The 16209-nt window shown below is 61.2% G+C and carries 14 protein-coding genes; 6 read left to right on the top strand and 8 right to left on the bottom strand.

The genetic code is table 11. The features are described 5' to 3' along the window. Positions 1 to 11 precede the first annotated feature (11 nt). Entirely contained in the window at positions 12 to 938 is a 927-nt protein-coding gene (locus tag AC1RR7_RS08395) for a LysR family transcriptional regulator (protein WP_493157078.1), read from the bottom strand. 228 nt (positions 939 to 1166) lie between these two features. Between AC1RR7_RS08395 and AC1RR7_RS08390 the strand changes: the two genes are divergently transcribed. The 6 genes from AC1RR7_RS08390 to AC1RR7_RS08365 all read left to right on the top strand — a co-directional run bounded on the left by AC1RR7_RS08390 (position 1167) and on the right by AC1RR7_RS08365 (position 6358). Further along, positions 1167 to 1943, top strand: a complete 777-nt coding sequence (locus AC1RR7_RS08390; protein WP_102622634.1) for an ABC transporter substrate-binding protein — start codon at positions 1167 to 1169, stop codon at positions 1941 to 1943. Positions 1944 to 2032: 89 nt separating this feature from the next. Then, the gene (locus tag AC1RR7_RS08385) at positions 2033 to 2722 is read left to right on the top strand and encodes an ABC transporter permease (RefSeq protein WP_096817045.1); all 690 of its coding nucleotides are present in this window, start codon (positions 2033 to 2035) and stop codon (positions 2720 to 2722) included. A 13-nt stretch (positions 2723 to 2735) separates the two neighbouring features. After that, entirely contained in the window at positions 2736 to 3434 is a 699-nt protein-coding gene (locus AC1RR7_RS08380; RefSeq protein ID WP_102622635.1) for an ABC transporter permease, read from the top strand. 9 nt (positions 3435 to 3443) lie between these two features. Next, complete coding sequence (locus AC1RR7_RS08375; protein ID WP_493157076.1) at positions 3444 to 4556, top strand: succinylglutamate desuccinylase/aspartoacylase family protein; 1113 nt, start codon at positions 3444 to 3446, stop codon at positions 4554 to 4556. An 18-nt stretch (positions 4557 to 4574) separates the two neighbouring features. After that, positions 4575 to 5339 carry an ABC transporter ATP-binding protein gene (locus AC1RR7_RS08370; RefSeq protein WP_096817039.1) on the top strand — a complete coding sequence of 255 codons (765 nt, stop codon included), beginning with the start codon at positions 4575 to 4577 and terminating at the stop codon, positions 5337 to 5339. 110 nt (positions 5340 to 5449) lie between these two features. Next, complete coding sequence (locus AC1RR7_RS08365; RefSeq protein ID WP_096817037.1) at positions 5450 to 6358, top strand: MurR/RpiR family transcriptional regulator; 909 nt, start codon at positions 5450 to 5452, stop codon at positions 6356 to 6358. A 46-nt stretch (positions 6359 to 6404) separates the two neighbouring features. Here AC1RR7_RS08365 and AC1RR7_RS08360 read toward each other — a convergent pair whose 3' ends face one another. The 7 genes from AC1RR7_RS08360 to AC1RR7_RS08330 form a co-directional block, all read right to left on the bottom strand. After that, positions 6405 to 7811 carry an amino acid permease gene (locus AC1RR7_RS08360; protein WP_493157074.1) on the bottom strand — a complete coding sequence of 469 codons (1407 nt, stop codon included), beginning with the start codon at positions 7809 to 7811 and terminating at the stop codon, positions 6405 to 6407. A gap of 97 nt (positions 7812 to 7908) precedes the next feature. Further along, positions 7909 to 9441, bottom strand: coding sequence for a histidine ammonia-lyase (hutH, locus tag AC1RR7_RS08355; protein WP_493157072.1), 1533 nt, complete (start codon positions 9439 to 9441; stop codon positions 7909 to 7911). A 2-nt stretch (positions 9442 to 9443) separates the two neighbouring features. Then, positions 9444 to 11135, bottom strand: a complete 1692-nt coding sequence (gene hutU, locus AC1RR7_RS08350; protein WP_493157070.1) for a urocanate hydratase — start codon at positions 11133 to 11135, stop codon at positions 9444 to 9446. A gap of 410 nt (positions 11136 to 11545) precedes the next feature. Next, positions 11546 to 13378: a glutamine--fructose-6-phosphate transaminase (isomerizing) gene (glmS, locus tag AC1RR7_RS08345; protein ID WP_493157067.1), complete on the bottom strand. Its 1833-nt coding sequence runs from the start codon at positions 13376 to 13378 to the stop codon at positions 11546 to 11548. A gap of 2 nt (positions 13379 to 13380) precedes the next feature. Continuing rightward, positions 13381 to 14157 carry a DeoR/GlpR family DNA-binding transcription regulator gene (locus AC1RR7_RS08340; RefSeq protein ID WP_192559380.1) on the bottom strand — a complete coding sequence of 259 codons (777 nt, stop codon included), beginning with the start codon at positions 14155 to 14157 and terminating at the stop codon, positions 13381 to 13383. Positions 14158 to 14290: 133 nt separating this feature from the next. After that, positions 14291 to 15658, bottom strand: coding sequence for a bifunctional UDP-N-acetylglucosamine diphosphorylase/glucosamine-1-phosphate N-acetyltransferase GlmU (gene glmU / locus AC1RR7_RS08335; RefSeq protein WP_273540392.1), 1368 nt, complete (start codon positions 15656 to 15658; stop codon positions 14291 to 14293). A 118-nt stretch (positions 15659 to 15776) separates the two neighbouring features. Further along, on the bottom strand, positions 15777 to 16202 hold the full coding sequence (locus AC1RR7_RS08330; protein WP_007954164.1) for a F0F1 ATP synthase subunit epsilon: 426 nt from the start codon (positions 16200 to 16202) through the stop codon (positions 15777 to 15779). Between the last annotated feature and the right edge of the window lie 7 nt (positions 16203 to 16209).

Here is a 16209-nt window from a genome sequence, read left to right as displayed (position 1 = left end):
AACGCAATCCATTATTTCTCTGGATGAAATAACGCTGCGTTTTTCAGGGCCGGATGCTCACGCAAGGCGTTCACGGTGTAATCGACAAAACTGCGCACCCGGGCCGGCGCCTTGCGCCCGCCCTGATACACCACGTGGATTGGCAGCGGCGGCAACTCGTACTCGGCGAGAACGATTTCCAGCTCACCGGAGGCGATCTTGCCGGCAACCTGATAAGACAGCACCCGGGTCAATCCAAGCCCCAGGCAAGCGGCCGCAATCGCGGCCTGATTGGCGGTGACCACCAGCCGAGGCTCGGGCCTGACGCTCAAGGGTTCACCGTTCTCCAGAAATGGCCAGCTGCGCAGTTGGCCGATGGCCGAAGTCGCCACCACCGGCGCGCCCGCCAACGCCTGTGGATGGGTTGGCCGACCGTGAACGGCAAAATACCCAGGCGAGCCGCAAATCACCCGGCGCACCTCACCGACCCGGATCGCATGCTGGTTGCTGTCCGGCAAGTCACCGATGCGGATCGCCACATCGACCCCTTCCTCGACCATGCTCACCACGCGATCCAGCAGCAAGGCGTTGATGGAAACGTCCGGGTACTGCGTCAGATAACCCGCCATCACCGGTGTGACAAACAGCTCGCCGAACAGCACTGGCGCGGTCACCGTCAATTGCCCACGGGGCTGGGTGTGGCTGCCGGCGGCGGAGTCTTCCGCTTCCTGCACCTCGGCAAGAATCCTCCGACAGTCTTCCAGGTAACGCTGGCCCGCCTCGCTCAGATGCACGCTGCGGGTGGTGCGAATCAGCAATTGCGTACCGATCCGCTGCTCCAGCGCCGCCACCGCCCGGGTGATGCTGGCCGCCGACAGACCCAAGCGCCGCGCCGCCGCGGAAAAGCCCTGCTCCTGAGCAACGGCCGCGAAAACCTGCATTTCCTGGAAGCGATCCATGGTGTCCCCGAAGTGGATGAAAAACCGCCTCGCATTATAGGCAGTCCCCGATCTTCAACGTGCATGGCCGAACGACCGCCGATCCAGAATTGATATTTTTATTTTCAGTTGTATTGATGAATGATTTATTTCGTGTCATTTATAGCCTCGCCGATCACAGGAATGATCCAGCGCGCCACCCGGATGGCGGGCACCTGTTTTCCTAACGCCCTCCCAGGAGTCGACAAAATGAACAAGACAGAACTTCTAGGTGCTCTGGCGCTGTGCGCATTCAGCTTCATGGCCCATGCCGATGAAGACAGCCTGCGTATCGGTATCGAAGCCGCCTACCCACCCTTTTCCTACAAAACGCCGGAAGGCAATGTCAGCGGGTTCGACTACGACATCGGCAACGCCTTGTGCGAAGAGATGAAGGTCAAGTGCGAGTGGGTCATTCAGGAGTTCGACGGCATGATTCCGTCGCTCAAGGTGCGCAAGATCGACGCCGTGCTGTCGTCGATGTCGATCACCGAAGACCGGATGAAGTCGGTCGACTTCAGCAAAAAGTACTACCACACGCCGGGCAAGTTCGCGATGAAGGCCGGCAGCGTGATCAACGACCCGCTGGTGGACCTCAAGGGCAAGAAACTCGGCGTGCAACGCTCATCGACCTATGACCGGTTTGCCACCGAGCAACTGGAAAAGGCCGGCGTCGTCGTGGTGCGCTACGGCTCGCAGAACGAAGCCTTCCTCGACCTTGCCTCGGGTCGCCTGGACGCCACCCTCGCCGACATCGTCAACACCGACGAAAGCTTCATCAAGACACCGGCCGGACAAGGTTTCGCCCTGACCGGGCCGGACATCAACGACCCGAAATACTTCGGCCGTGGTGCCGGGATCGCGGTGCGCAAAGGTGACGTCGCCAACACGGCGCGCCTGAACGCGGCGATCGACGCCATCCGCGCCAACGGCAAATACCAGCAAGTGATGGGCAAGTATTTCGCCTTCGATATCTACGGCGAATAAACCGTCGCCTCCGCCCGGCGCCAGCCCGCTGCAGGCGCCCTTCGGGCTTGTCTTGCGCGCCTTCGGGCGCACGCTTGAGGAACTTCATCATGCTCCACGGCTACGGATCGAGCATTCTCGATGGTGCCTGGCTGACCATCAACCTGGCCCTGACCTCCATGTCGCTGGCCATTGCCCTGGGCCTGATCGGCGCGGCGTTTCGCCTGTCGCCGCTCAAATGGCTGGCCATGCTCGGGGAAGGCTACACGACCCTGATTCGCGGCATTCCCGATCTGGTGCTGATCCTGCTGATTTTCTATGGCGGCCAGGATCTGGTGAACCGCATCGCCCTGGCGTGCGGTTACACCCGCTACATCGACATCAATCCCTTCATCGCTGGCGTCTGCACCATGGGCTTCATTTTTGGCGCCTATCTCTCGGAAACCTTTCGCGGTGCCTTCATGGCCATCCCCAAAGGTCAGGCGGAAGCCGGTGCGGCCTATGGCATGCGCGGCACGCAAGTGTTCTGGCGGATTCTGGTGCCGCAGATGATTCGCTTCGCCATCCCGGGGTTCACCAACAACTGGCTGGTGCTGACCAAATCCACCGCGCTGATTTCGGTCATCGGCCTGCAGGACATGATGTTCAAGGCCAAGAACGCCGCCGACGCCACTCACGAGCCGTTCACGTTTTTCATTGCGGTGGCGGCGCTGTACCTGATGCTCACCAGCGTGTCGCTGCTGGTGCTGCGCGCTCTGGAAAAACACTATTCGGTCGGCATCAAAGCCGCCGAGTTGTGAGGAGAACCTGCCGATGATGCTCGACTACAACCTGATCTGGGAAAACCTGCCGCTGTATTTCGACGGCGCCTTGTTGACCCTCAAAGTCCTGCTCATTTCCCTGAGCCTGGGGCTGGTCCTGGCGGTTCCGCTGGCGCTGATGCGAGTGTCGCGCTCGCCACTGCTCAGCTTCCCGGCGTGGCTCTACACCTATGTGATTCGCGGCACGCCGATGCTGGTGCAACTGTTCCTGATCTATTACGGCCTGGCGCAGTTCGAATCGGTGCGCCAAAGCGTGCTCTGGCCTTACCTCTCCAGCGCCACGTTCTGTGCCTGCCTGGCGTTCGCCATCAATACCAGTGCCTACAGCGCGGAGTTGCTGGCGGGCAGCCTGAAGTCCACGTCTCACGGCGAAATCGAAGCCGCCCGGGCAATGGGCATGTCCCGCCTGACCTTGTACCGCCGCATCTTGCTGCCCTCAGCCTTGCGCCGGGCATTGCCGCAGTACAGCAACGAAGTGTTGATGATGCTGCAAACCACCAGCCTGGCCTCCATCGTCACGCTGGTGGATATCACCGGCGCGGCACGCACGGTGAGCTCGCGGTTCTATATGCCGTTCGAAGCGTTCATCACCGCCGGCCTCGTCTACCTCGCCCTGACATTCATTCTGGTGCGCCTGTTCAAGCTGGCCGAACGCCGCTGGCTGGCCTACCTGGCACCGCGCAAGCACTAAGGAGCTGACATGGAAAAGATTCAATACCTGTTGCCGTGGAGCGCTTCGGGCACCGAGCGGACACTGTCGGTGTTCCGGTTTGGCGCCGGCCCGCGCAAGGCGTACATCCAGGCCTCCCTGCATGCCGACGAGCTGCCGGGGATGCGCGTGGCCGTCGAGCTCAAGCGCCGCCTGCTGGAACTGGAAGCACAGGGTCGCCTGAACGGTGTGATCGAATTGGTGCCGATGGCCAACCCGATCGGCATCGCCCAGATGTTCCAGGCCACCCATCAAGGTCGCTTCGAGTTCGCCAGCGGCAAGAACTTCAATCGCGACTTTCCGGAGCTGGCCGAAGCCGTGGCGCCGCTGCTCAAAGGCCGGTTGGGCGATGACGCCGACGCCAACGTCGCGCTGATCCGCCGCGCCTTGATCGACACCCTCGCCGACATGCCGCCACCGGCCTCGGAACTCGATGGCCTGCGTCGCCTGTTGCTGCAACATGCCTGTGACGCCGATGTGGTGCTCGACCTGCATTGCGATTTCGAGTCGGTGATGCTGCTCTACACCATGCCGCAACACTGGGGACGCCTGCATTCATTGGCCGCACGCCTGGGTGCCGAGGTCACGTTGCTGGCCGAAGACGCTGGCGGCAGCGCTTTCGACGAGGCTTGCGCGGTGCCGTGGCTGCGCCTGACCGAGCTGTTCCCGGAAGCCAACATTCCCTTGGCCTGCGCGGCGACCACCATCGAATTGCGCGGCATGGCCGACACCGAACGCGAGCAATGCACTCACAGTGCGCAGGCGATTCTCGGCTACCTCGCCGAACAGGGGTTGATCAGCGGTGAATGGCCGCCAGCGCCGTCGAGTCGTTGCGAAGCGATGCCGTTCGCCGGCGCGCAGTACGCCTGTGCGCCGCACCCGGGCGTGGTCAGTTTCCTGCAACCGCTGGGGGCGCGGGTCAAGGTCGGCGATCCTCTTTTCGAAGTCCATGATCCGCTCAACGACCGTCACAGCATCGTCCGCGCCTGCACCGACGGCGTGCTCTATGCCCGCGAACGCCTGCGCTTTGCCCAGCCCGGTCTGTGGCTGGCCAAGGTCGCCGGTTTCACCCCTATTCGCCAAGGCCGCTTGCTCAGCGACTGATGCCAGAGAGTTCACACCATGTACAAACTTGAAATTCAGGACCTGCACAAAAGCTACGGCGCCCACCAAGTGCTCAAGGGCGTGTCCCTGCAGGCCCAGGCTGGCGATGTGATCAGCATCATCGGCTCCAGCGGGTCAGGCAAAAGCACCTTCCTGCGTTGCATCAACCTGCTGGAACAACCCAACGCCGGCAGCATCGTGCTCAATGGCGAACCGCTGAAACTGGTGGCGAACAAACTGGGCGGGCTCAAGGCAGCCGAACCCCGGCAGTTGCAACGCATGCGTTCACGGTTGTCGATGGTGTTTCAGCACTTCAACCTGTGGTCGCACATGAGCGCCCTGGAAAACGTCATGGAAGCCCCGGTGCATGTACTGGGCGTGGGAAAGAAAGAGGCCCGGGAAAAAGCCGAGCACTACTTGAACAAAGTCGGCGTGGCGCATCGCAAGGATGCCTGGCCCGCCCACATGTCGGGTGGCGAACAGCAGCGCGTGGCGATTGCCCGCGCACTGGCCATGGAACCGGAAGTGATGCTGTTCGACGAACCGACTTCGGCGCTCGATCCAGAGCTGGTGGGTGAGGTGCTGCGTGTCATGCAGGACCTCGCCCAGGAGGGTCGTACCATGGTGGTCGTGACCCACGAAATGGGCTTCGCCCGCGAGGTTTCCAATCAATTGGTGTTCCTGCACAAAGGGCTGGTCGAGGAGCGCGGAGATCCACGTGAAGTGCTGGTCAATCCGCAGTCAGAACGCCTCCAGCAGTTTCTGGCCGGGAGCCTGAAGTAAGCCCGCCCGCTTCGCCCGGCGTTGTCCTGCAACGGTTGGCTTCGGATACACTCCAGCCAACCTTGTCAGGCGCAGCCCTTCTCTCACTTTCAGGAACTGTTGATCCGGATATGCCCAGCCCATCGAAAGACACCACGGTCTACGCCGCACCGGTCATGCGCAAACTGGCGGAAATCGTTGCCGATCTGCCGCCGTCGCTGCGCAAGGTGGCTGACTTCATCCTGCGTCATCCGCTGAAAGCCGCGACGCTGACGATCGAGGAAATGGCCCACGAAACATCGACCTCGCCCGCCGCCGTCAACCGACTGGCCAAGGCGATGGACCTCGGTGGTTATATGGGCATGAGGGCTGAACTGGTAGCGACGTTGCAGCAGATGGTGTCTCCGGTCGACAAGCTGCGTAATGAACTGGCTCATCGTCCGGGCGGAGCGTTTGGCCTGCATGAGCAGATCGAGAGCGCCAGCAGCAACCTGGCCACGGCGGCGACCAACAACCACGCCGAAGCCTTCGAAGCGTTCGTCACCCGGCTGACCACTGCGCGCAAGATCTACATCCTCGGGTTCGGCAACAGCGTCTACTTCGCCGGCCTCGCCGCCTCGACCCTGATGCCGTTCTGCGCCGACGCCACCGCCATCAGCATGGAGGGCGGCAACGAAAACGCCGCGTACCGACTGGCCGCGATCACCGATCAGGATGTGTTGCTGGCGATTTCCCTGCCGCGTTATTCCCTCGACACCCTGCAACTCGCCCGATTCGCCAACCAACGCGGTGCGTCGGTACTGGCGATCACCGACTCACCGGCCTCGCCGCTCACCAGCATTGCCGAACATGTGCTGTTTGCACCCTGCGATCATCCGGTGCTGACCAGCTCCAACGTGGCCATGCTGGCGTTGATCGAGGGACTGGTCGCAGGCGTGATGGCGCGCAACAAGGAAGCGGTCAAACTGGCGACCGAGCTGACCGAAAGCGTGATGTCTTACCTGCACATCCCCAACGGCAGCAAATCGCCGAAGAAGTGATGCGTGAAGGGGGCGCCGGTAAATCCCGGACGCCCCTTCATTCAGATCAGGGCTGAGAAACCGGCTGATCGCTGGTCACCCGCGCAGCCTGCCCGGCCGCCGGTTTGACCCACGTCAGATAAGCCAGCACCAGCAACACGATCCAGACCACGCCGACGATCAGCGCTGCCTGGGTGTCCGGGAAGTAACCCAGCACGCCGAACACGAACAGCATGAAGGCAATCGCCGCCATCGGCGCATACGGCCAGAACGGTACCGGGAATTTCAGTTGCGCGACCTGCTCGGCCGTCATGGAACGACGCATGGCCACCTGGGTGAACAGAATCATCAGCCAGACCCACACTGTGGCGAAGGTCGCGATGGAAGCGATCAGCAGGAACACGTTTTCCGGGATCAGGTAGTTCAGCAACACGCCCAGCAGCAGCGCGCAGCTCATCACAATCACCGTCAGCCACGGCACGCCATTGCGTGACAGCTGAGCGAAGCCTTTCGGCGCATGCCCTTGCTGAGCCAGGCCGTACATCATGCGGCCCGCACCGAAAATGTCGCTGTTGATGGCCGACACCGCCGCCGAGATCACCACAATGTTCAGAATCGTGGCCGCCGAGCTGATGCCCAGGTGGTCGAAAATCTGCACGAACGGGCTGCCCTGGCTGCCAATCTGCTGCCACGGGAAGATCGACATCAGCACCAACATCGTCAGCACATAAAACAGCAGGATGCGCAGCGGCACGGCGTTGATCGCCTTGGGCAGCACACGGTGCGGGTCCTTGGCTTCACCGGCAGTCACACCGATGATTTCGATACCACCGAAGGCAAACATCACCACCGCAAACGAGGCGATCAGGCCGCCCACGCCATTGGGCATGAAACCGCCCTGGGTCCACAGGTTGCTGATATCGGTCGCCTGCCCGGGGGCGGTGCTGATGCCGAACAACATGATGCCGAAGCCGCCGAGGATCATCGCGACGATAGCCGCGACCTTGAGCAACGACAGCCAGAACTCCATTTCACCGAAGACTTTGACGTTGCACAGGTTCAGGCCGCCGACCACCGAAACGATGCCCAGCACCCAGATCCAGCGCGAGACTTCCGGAAACCAGAAGCCCATGTAGATGCCGAACGCCGTCACATCGGCCATGCCGACGATGACCATTTCGAACGCGTAGGTCCAACCGAGGATGAAGCCCGCCATCGGGCCGAGATAGGTGCTCGCGTAATGCCCGAACGAGCCGGCGACCGGGTTGTGCACCGCCATCTCGCCCAAGGCGCGCATGACCATGAACACCGCCGCGCCACCAATCAGGTAAGCGAGCAGAACGGCAGGACCGGCCATCTGGATGGCCGAGGCAGAACCGTAGAACAACCCGGTACCGATCGCGGATCCCAGGGCCATGAAGCGAATGTGTCGGGCCGAAAGCCCGCGTTTCAAACCTTTTGCTGGCTGCTGCATTTTTCGTCCTTATTTATTGTTATTCGACGCAAAAATCGAAACGCCAACAGGCCGGCCTCCACGCAGAGTGGAAGACAGCCTGTTGGCGATGAGGCACTTACAGACTCGGCAGCAAGTTCGCCGGAACCAACTCATTCAGAGTCCGCGAAGCCAGCAGCTCAGTCGCTGCATTGATGTCCGGCGCGAAGAAGCGGTCCTTCTCGTAGAACGGCACTTCGCGACGCAGAATCGCCCGGGCCTGTTCCAGTTTGGTCGAGGTCTTCAGGCCGTTGCGCAGGTCCAGACCTTGCGCCGCCGCCAGCCATTCCACCGCGAGAATCCCGCGGGTGTTCTCGGCCATTTCCCACAGACGCTTGCCGGCGGCCGGGGCCATCGACACGTGGTCTTCCTGGTTGGCGGAGGTTGGCAGGCTGTCCACCGAATGCGGATGAGCCAGTGCCTTGTTCTCGCTGGCCAGGGCGGCCGCAGTCACCTGGGCAATCATGAAACCGGAGTTCACCCCGCCATTGGCCACCAGGAACGGCGGCAGTTGCGACATGTGCTTGTCCATCATCAGCGAGATGCGACGTTCGCTCAGCGAACCGATTTCGGCGATGGCCAATGCCATGTTGTCAGCGGCCATGGCCACTGGCTCGGCGTGGAAGTTACCGCCGGAAATCACGTCGCCTTCAGCCGCGAATACCAATGGGTTGTCGGATACGGCGTTGGCTTCGATCACCAGCACCTCGGCAGCCTGACGGAACTGAGTCAGGCAGGCGCCCATGACTTGCGGCTGGCAGCGCAGCGAGTACGGGTCCTGGACCTTTTCGCAGTTCTGGTGCGAATCGGAGACTTCACTGCGCTCACCGAGCAGATCGCGATAGGCAGCAGCGGTGTCGATCTGGCCTTTCTGGCCACGGGCAGCGTGGATACGCGCGTCGAACGGCGAGCGCGAGCCCAATACCGCTTCAACTGTAAGACCACCCAGCGCCAGCGCGCCGGCAAACAGGTCTTCACCTTCGAACAGACCGCGCAGCGCGAATGCAGTAGAAACCTGAGTACCGTTGAGCAGCGCCAGACCTTCTTTCGCCGCCAGCGTCAGCGGGGTCAGACCGGCGACTTTCAGCGCTTCGGTGGCTTCCATCCACTCGCCCTTGTAGCGCGCCTTGCCCTCGCCCAGCAGCACCAGCGACATGTGCGCCAGCGGTGCCAGGTCGCCGGATGCGCCGACCGAACCTTTCAATGGAATGTGTGGGTAAACCTCGGCGTTGATCAGCGCGATCAGCGCATCGATCACCACGCGGCGGATGCCAGAGAAACCACGGCTCAGGCTGTTGACCTTGAGCACCATGATCAAACGCACCAGCTCATCGCTGATCGGCTGACCAACGCCAGCGGCATGGGACAACACCAGCGAGCGCTGGAGGTTTTCCAGGTCTTCGCTGGCGATGCGGGTCGAGGCCAGCAGGCCGAAACCGGTGTTGATGCCGTAAGCGGTGCGGTTCTCGGCGAGGATCTGCTCGACGCAGGCGACGCTGGCTTCGATCTGGGCAGCAGCGCTGTAATCGAGGCTCAGTTTGACCGGGTTCTGGTAGACGTCACGCAGTTGGGCCAGGCTCAGTTGGCCAGGGATCAGGTTCAGTGCAGTCATGTTCAGGCTCCTTTAACCGAAGTAATCATTGGCAGGTTCAAGCCCTGCTCCTTGGCGCAGTCGATGGCGATCTGGTAACCGGCATCGGCGTGGCGCATCACACCGGTGCCCGGGTCGTTGTGCAGCACGCGAGCGATACGCTCGGCCGCCTCATCCGTACCGTCGCAGACGATCACCATGCCCGAGTGCTGCGAGAAGCCCATGCCGACGCCGCCACCGTGGTGCAGCGACACCCAGGTTGCGCCGCTCGCGGTGTTCAGCAGGGCGTTGAGCAGTGGCCAGTCGGAGACGGCATCGGAGCCATCCTGCATCGATTCGGTTTCACGGTTCGGGCTGGAGACCGAGCCGGAGTCGAGGTGGTCGCGACCGATCACGATCGGCGCCGACAGCTCGCCGCGACGGACCATTTCGTTGAACGCCAGGCCGAGCTTGGCGCGTTGGCCCAGGCCGACCCAGCAGATACGCGCCGGCAGACCCTGGAAGCTGATGCGCTCGCGGGCCATGTCCAGCCAGTTGTGCAGGTGCGCGTCGTCCGGGATCAGCTCTTTGACCTTGGCGTCGGTCTTGTAGATGTCCTGCGGATCACCCGACAGCGCCGCCCAGCGGAACGGGCCGATGCCACGGCAGAACAGTGGACGGATGTAGGCCGGGACGAAACCCGGGAAGCCGAAGGCGTTTTCCACGCCCTCTTCCTGAGCCATCTGACGGATGTTGTTGCCGTAGTCGAAGGTCGGGATGCCTTGCTTCTGGAAGTCCAGCATCGCCTTGACGTGGACGGCCATCGATTGCTTGGCGGCTTTGATTACAGCGGCCGGTTCGGTCTTGGCGCGGGCGCGGTATTCGTCCCAGGTCCAGCCGGCCGGCAGGTAACCGTTCAATGGATCGTGGGCGCTGGTCTGGTCGGTGACCATGTCCGGGCGCACGCCGCGACGAACCAGTTCCGGGAGGATTTCTGCAGCGTTGCCCAGCAGCGCGATGGAGATCGCCTTGCCTTCTTTGGTGTACTTCTCAATGCGCGCCAGCGCGTCGTCGAGGTCTTTGGCCTGCTCGTCGACGTAACGGCTTTTCAGGCGGAAATCGATGCTCACTTGCTGGCATTCAATGTTCAGCGAGCAGGCACCGGCCAGGGTCGCGGCCAGCGGCTGAGCGCCACCCATGCCGCCGAGGCCGGCGGTCAGGACCCAGCGGCCCTTGAGGTTGGAGTTGTAATGCTGGCGACCGGCTTCGACGAAGGTTTCGTAAGTGCCCTGGACGATGCCCTGGCTGCCGATGTAGATCCAGCTGCCGGCGGTCATCTGGCCGTACATGGCCAAGCCCTTGGCGTCGAGTTCGTTGAAGTGTTCCCAGGTCGCCCAGTGCGGCACCAGGTTGGAGTTGGCGATCAGCACGCGCGGCGCATTGCTGTGGGTCTTGAACACGCCGACCGGTTTGCCGGACTGCACCAGCAGGGTCTCGTCGTCGTTCAGGTTGGTCAGGCTTTCGACGATCTTGTCGTAGCACTCCCAGTTACGCGCGGCGCGGCCGATGCCACCGTAAACCACCAGCTCTTTCGGGTTCTCGGCCACTTCCGGGTCGAGGTTGTTCATCAGCATGCGCAGCGGCGCTTCGGTCAGCCAGCTCTTGGCGGTCAGCTTGTTGCCGCGCGATGCACGAATTTCGACGTCACGATATTTTGTAGGCTTATTGTCAGTCACGAAAAAGACTCCTCAGCGATCAATTCAAACCAACCCTGGCGATGGGCAAGCGGCTTGTGCGCCCCTTGGCGCGACAAGCGAATCAGTGGACGTGATGCGGAGTTTCGTTCAACTCGTATGCATACGTCTTTACTTGTACATACAAGCATATGCAATTGAACGGCCAACTTGCTTAGAAGCTGCCGAGCAAGAACAGCGGACACGGCTGGAGAGCGCCAAAATCAAGGGTTGCGGCGTATTTCAGTTTTTTTACAGGGAGTGTTTTGAGCGGCGGGAGACTGTTACAGAAGCGTGGCGTTGCGCCTTGCTGGGGTGTTCGGTAACAAAAAGTGGGGAACATACCACAGCCTGGAGGCCCCAATGGGCCTCCAGGTTGTGACCGCTTATTGCGGGTTACCCATGTGGATAACTTATTCCACCGTCACCGACTTCGCCAGGTTGCGCGGCTGATCCACGTCGGTGCCTTTGAGTACAGCGACGTAGTACGACAGCAGTTGCAACGGGATGGTGTAGAGGATCGGCGACAGGATGTCGTGGATGTGCGGCATCTGCACCACGTGGGTGCCTTCGCCGTTGGTCATCCCGGCCTTTTCGTCAGCGAACACGATCAGTTCGCCGCCACGTGCACGGACTTCCTGCAGGTTGGACTTGAGCTTCTCGAGCAGTTCGTTGTTCGGCGCCACGGTCACCACCGGCATGTCGTTATCCACAAGCGCCAGCGGGCCATGCTTCAGTTCGCCGGCCGGATAGGCTTCGGCATGGATGTAAGAGATTTCCTTGAGCTTCAAAGCCCCTTCCATCGCTACCGGGTATTGCGCACCACGACCGAGGAACAGGGTGTGGTTCTTGTCGGCGAACAGTTCGGCGATTTTTTCTACGGTGCTGTCCATGGCCAGCGCTTCGCCCAAGCGAGTTGGCAGGCGACGCAATTCTTCGACCAGTCGGGCTTCAACGCCTTTTTCCAGAGTGCCGCGGACCTGGCCCAAGGACAGGGTCAGCAGCAGCAGGCCGACCAGTTGCGTGGTGAACGCCTTGGTCGAGGCCACGCCGATTTCGCGACCGGCCTGGGTCAGCAGGGTCAGGTCGGATTCGCGCACCAGCGAACTGATGCCGACGTTGCAGATCGCCAGGCTGCCCAGGAAACCCAGCTCCTTGGCGTTGCGCAGGGCGGCCAGGGTGTCGGCGGTTTCGCCGGACTGGGAGATGGTGACGAACAGTGTGTCCGGCTGCACCACCACCTTGCGGTAGCGGAACTCACTGGCGACTTCGACCTGGCACGGAATCCCCGCCAGTTCCTCGAGCCAGTAACGGGCAACCATGCCGGCGTGATAGCTGGTGCCGCACGCCACGATCTGCACATTGCGCACCTTGGCGAACAGCTCGGCGGCCTGCGGGCCGAAGGCTTGTACCAAAACCTGATTCTCGCTCAGACGACCTTCGAGGGTGCGTTGAACCACGACAGGCTGCTCGTGGATTTCCTTGAGCATGTAGTGGCGGAACTCGCCTTTGTCGGCGGCTTCGGCACCGTCGGTGTACTGCACGGTCTGGCGCTCGACGGCTTTGCCGGTCACGTCCCAGATCTGCACCTTGTCACGCTGGATTTCGGCGATATCGCCCTCTTCCAGGTACATGAAACGGTCGGTGACCTGACGCAGGGCCAGTTGGTCGGAAGCGAGGAAGTTCTCGCCCAGACCCAGGCCGATCACCAGCGGGCTGCCGCTGCGAGCCGCGACCAGGCGATCCGGTTGCAGCGCGTGGATGACCGCCAGACCGTAGGCGCCATGCAGTTCCTTGACCGTTGCCTTCAGGGCGTCGGACAGGTCCGGCAGCGCCTTGAGTTTTTCGGTCAGCAGGTGGGCGATGACTTCGGTATCGGTGTCGGAAGAGAACACGTAACCCTGCGCCTTGAGTTGCTCACGCAGCGCTTCATGATTTTCGATGATGCCGTTGTGCACCACCGCGACGTTGCCGGAGAAATGCGGGTGGGCGTTGCGTTCGCTCGGCGCACCATGGGTTGCCCAGCGGGTGTGGGCGATACCGAGACGGCCAATCAGCGGATGTTCAGCCAGGGCCGCGTCCAGTTCGCTGACCTTGCCCACGCGACGGGTGCGTTCCAGCGTGCCGTCATTGGTGTACACCGCCACACCGGCACTGTCATAACCCCGGTATTCGAGGCGCTTGAGGCCTTCGACCAGGATGGCGGTGATATTACGTTCAGCTACCGCGCCGACAATTCCACACATGCTTATTTCTCCTGACTGACCGTCGCGCAAATCAAATTGATACCGCGAGCCTGAATCTGATCCCGTGCCTCCTGCGGCAGGCGATCATCGGTGATTAGGGTATGGACACTGCTCCACGGCAGCTCCAGGTTTGGAATCTTGCGGCCGATCTTGTCGGCCTCGACCATCACGATCACTTCCCGCGCCACTTCCGCCATCACCCGGCTCAGGCCGAGCAGTTCATTGAAGGTGGTGGTGCCACGCACCAGATCGATGCCATCGGCACCGATAAACAACTGATCGAAGTCGTAAGAGCGTAGTACCTGCTCGGCGACCTGGCCCTGAAAGGATTCCGAATGGGGATCCCAGGTACCGCCGGTCATCAGCAGGACAGGTTCGTGTTCGAGTTCGCTCAAGGCGTTGGCGACGTGCAGGGAGTTGGTCATCACCACCAGGCCCGGCTGTTGGCCAAGCTCGGGAATCATCGCGGCCGTGGTGCTGCCGCTGTCGATGATGATGCGGGCGTGTTCGCGAATACGGCTGACCGCAGCGCGAGCAATCGCCTGTTTGTATTTGGAAACGTTCTGACTGACGTCGGCCACCAGTTCCTGAGGCATGGTGATCGCTCCGCCGTAACGGCGCAGTAGCAGACCATGGCTTTCCAGTGCGGCCAGATCTTTGCGAATCGTAACTTCCGAGGTTTCGAAACGCTTGGCGAGCTCGTCGACACTGACTTCGCCCTGCTCATTGAGCAAGGCCAGAATGTTGTGGCGACGTTGGGGTGTGTTGCGTTTCGACATGGCGCGCTAAGTTTCGATTCGAAAGATAATGAAAGCAATCAAAACCTATCGCAGCAAAACCGTCAAGACGGAGGATGAAAAAAAATCGCTGCCCGTAGGCAGCGATTTTTCAGATTGAAGCGCTGTGGATAACTCAGCTCTTCTTGATCTTCTCCGGCCGTTTCCAGCCATCGATGTTCTTCTGCCGTGCACGGCCTACGGCCAACTGAGCGTTATCCACATTCTGGGTAATGGTCGAACCGGCTGCGGTGGTTGCACCCGCGGAGATATCCACAGGCGCCACCAGCGAGTTGTTGGAGCCGATGAACACATCTTCGCCCAACACGGTTTTCCACTTGTTCGCACCATCGTAGTTGCAGGTGATGGTGCCGGCGCCGATGTTGGTGCGGGCACCTATCTCGGCATCACCCAGATAGGTCAGGTGTCCGGCCTTGGCGCCCTCGCCCATGCGGGCGTTTTTCAGTTCGACAAAGTTACCCACATGGGCGCGAGCCTCCAGCACGGTGCCCGGGCGCAGGCGTGCAAACGGGCCGGCATCGCTACCTTCACCGAGCACTGCACCTTCGATATGACTGTTGGCCTTGATCACCACGCCTTTGCGCAGAGTACTGTCCTTGATCACGCAGTTCGGGCCGATCACCACGTCGTCTTCGATGACCACTTTGCCTTCGAGAATGACGTTGATGTCGATCAGCACATCGCGACCGACGGTCACTTCACCACGCACATCAAACCGCGCCGGATCGCGCAGGGTTACACCCTGAGCCATCAGGCGGCGGCCAGCGCGCAACTGATAGTGGCGCTCCAGTTCGGACAGTTGCTTGCGATCGTTGGCGCCCTGCACTTCCATCGGATCATGGGGTTGCTCGGTCGCAACCACCAGGCCATCACCGACCGCCATTTCAATCACGTCGGTCAGGTAATACTCGCCCTGGGCGTTGTTGTTCGACAGGCGACCCATCCAGTCAGCCAGATGGCTGGCAGGCACCGCAAGAATGCCGGTATTGCCTTCAGTGATCGCGCGCTGTGCTTCGCTGGCGTCCTTGTGCTCGACAATCGCCGCGACCTTGCCGCTGGCATCACGCACGATGCGGCCATAACCGGTCGGATCGTCCAGTTCGACGGTCAGCAATCCCATCTGCCCTGGTACAACGTGCTTGAGCAGACGCTGCAGGGTTTCGACTTCGATCAGCGGCACGTCACCGTAGAGAATCAGAACGGTGTCGGCGGTGATGAACGGTACAGCCTGGGCAGTCGCATGGCCGGTGCCCAACTGCTTGTCCTGCAACACGAAATTGAGATCATCGGCGGCCAGCCGCTCGCGCACCACATCGGCGCCATGGCCGATAACCACGTGAATGCGCTGGGGATCAAGTTGACGGGCACTGTGGATAACATGGCCGAGCATCGAGTCACCGGCAATCGGGTGCAGCACTTTCGGCAGTGCCGAACGCATACGGGTGCCTTGACCGGCCGCGAGGATAACGATTTCAAGAGACATGACTGGCTACCAATCCTGGGTGGTCAGCAACTGCGACCGGGTTTTTGAAAGTCGGAAAAGAAAAAAGGGTAGCCGAGGCTACCCTTTTTTATCAATCGCACAACAAGTGGCTGACGGATTAACCGCCAAACTTCTTGCGGATCTGCTGGACGGTGCGCAGCTGAGCTGCAGCCTCGGCCAGACGTGCGGACGCAGCTCCGTAGTCGAAATCTGCGCTCTTCTCATGCAGAGCAGCTTCGGCAGCCTTGAGAGCTGCTTGAGCCTGAGCTTCATCCAGGTCGGCGGCACGTTGCACGGTATCGGCAAGCACCTTGACCATGTTCGGCTGAACCTCGAGGAAACCACCGGAGATGTAGAACACCTCGGCTTCCCCGCCTTGCTTGATCAGGCGGATCGGACCCGGCTTGAGATTCGTGATCAGCGGCGCGTGGCCCAGAGCGATACCAAGATCACCCAGAGCACCGTGCGCAATCACCATCTCGACCAGGCCGGAAAAGATTTCTCCTTCCGCGCTGACGATATCGCAATGGACTGTCATAGCCATCTGATTG

This window comes from Pseudomonas sp. GW821-FHT11G12, assembly GCF_058808055.1.
This window is presented reverse-complemented; position numbering and strand designations above follow the sequence as displayed.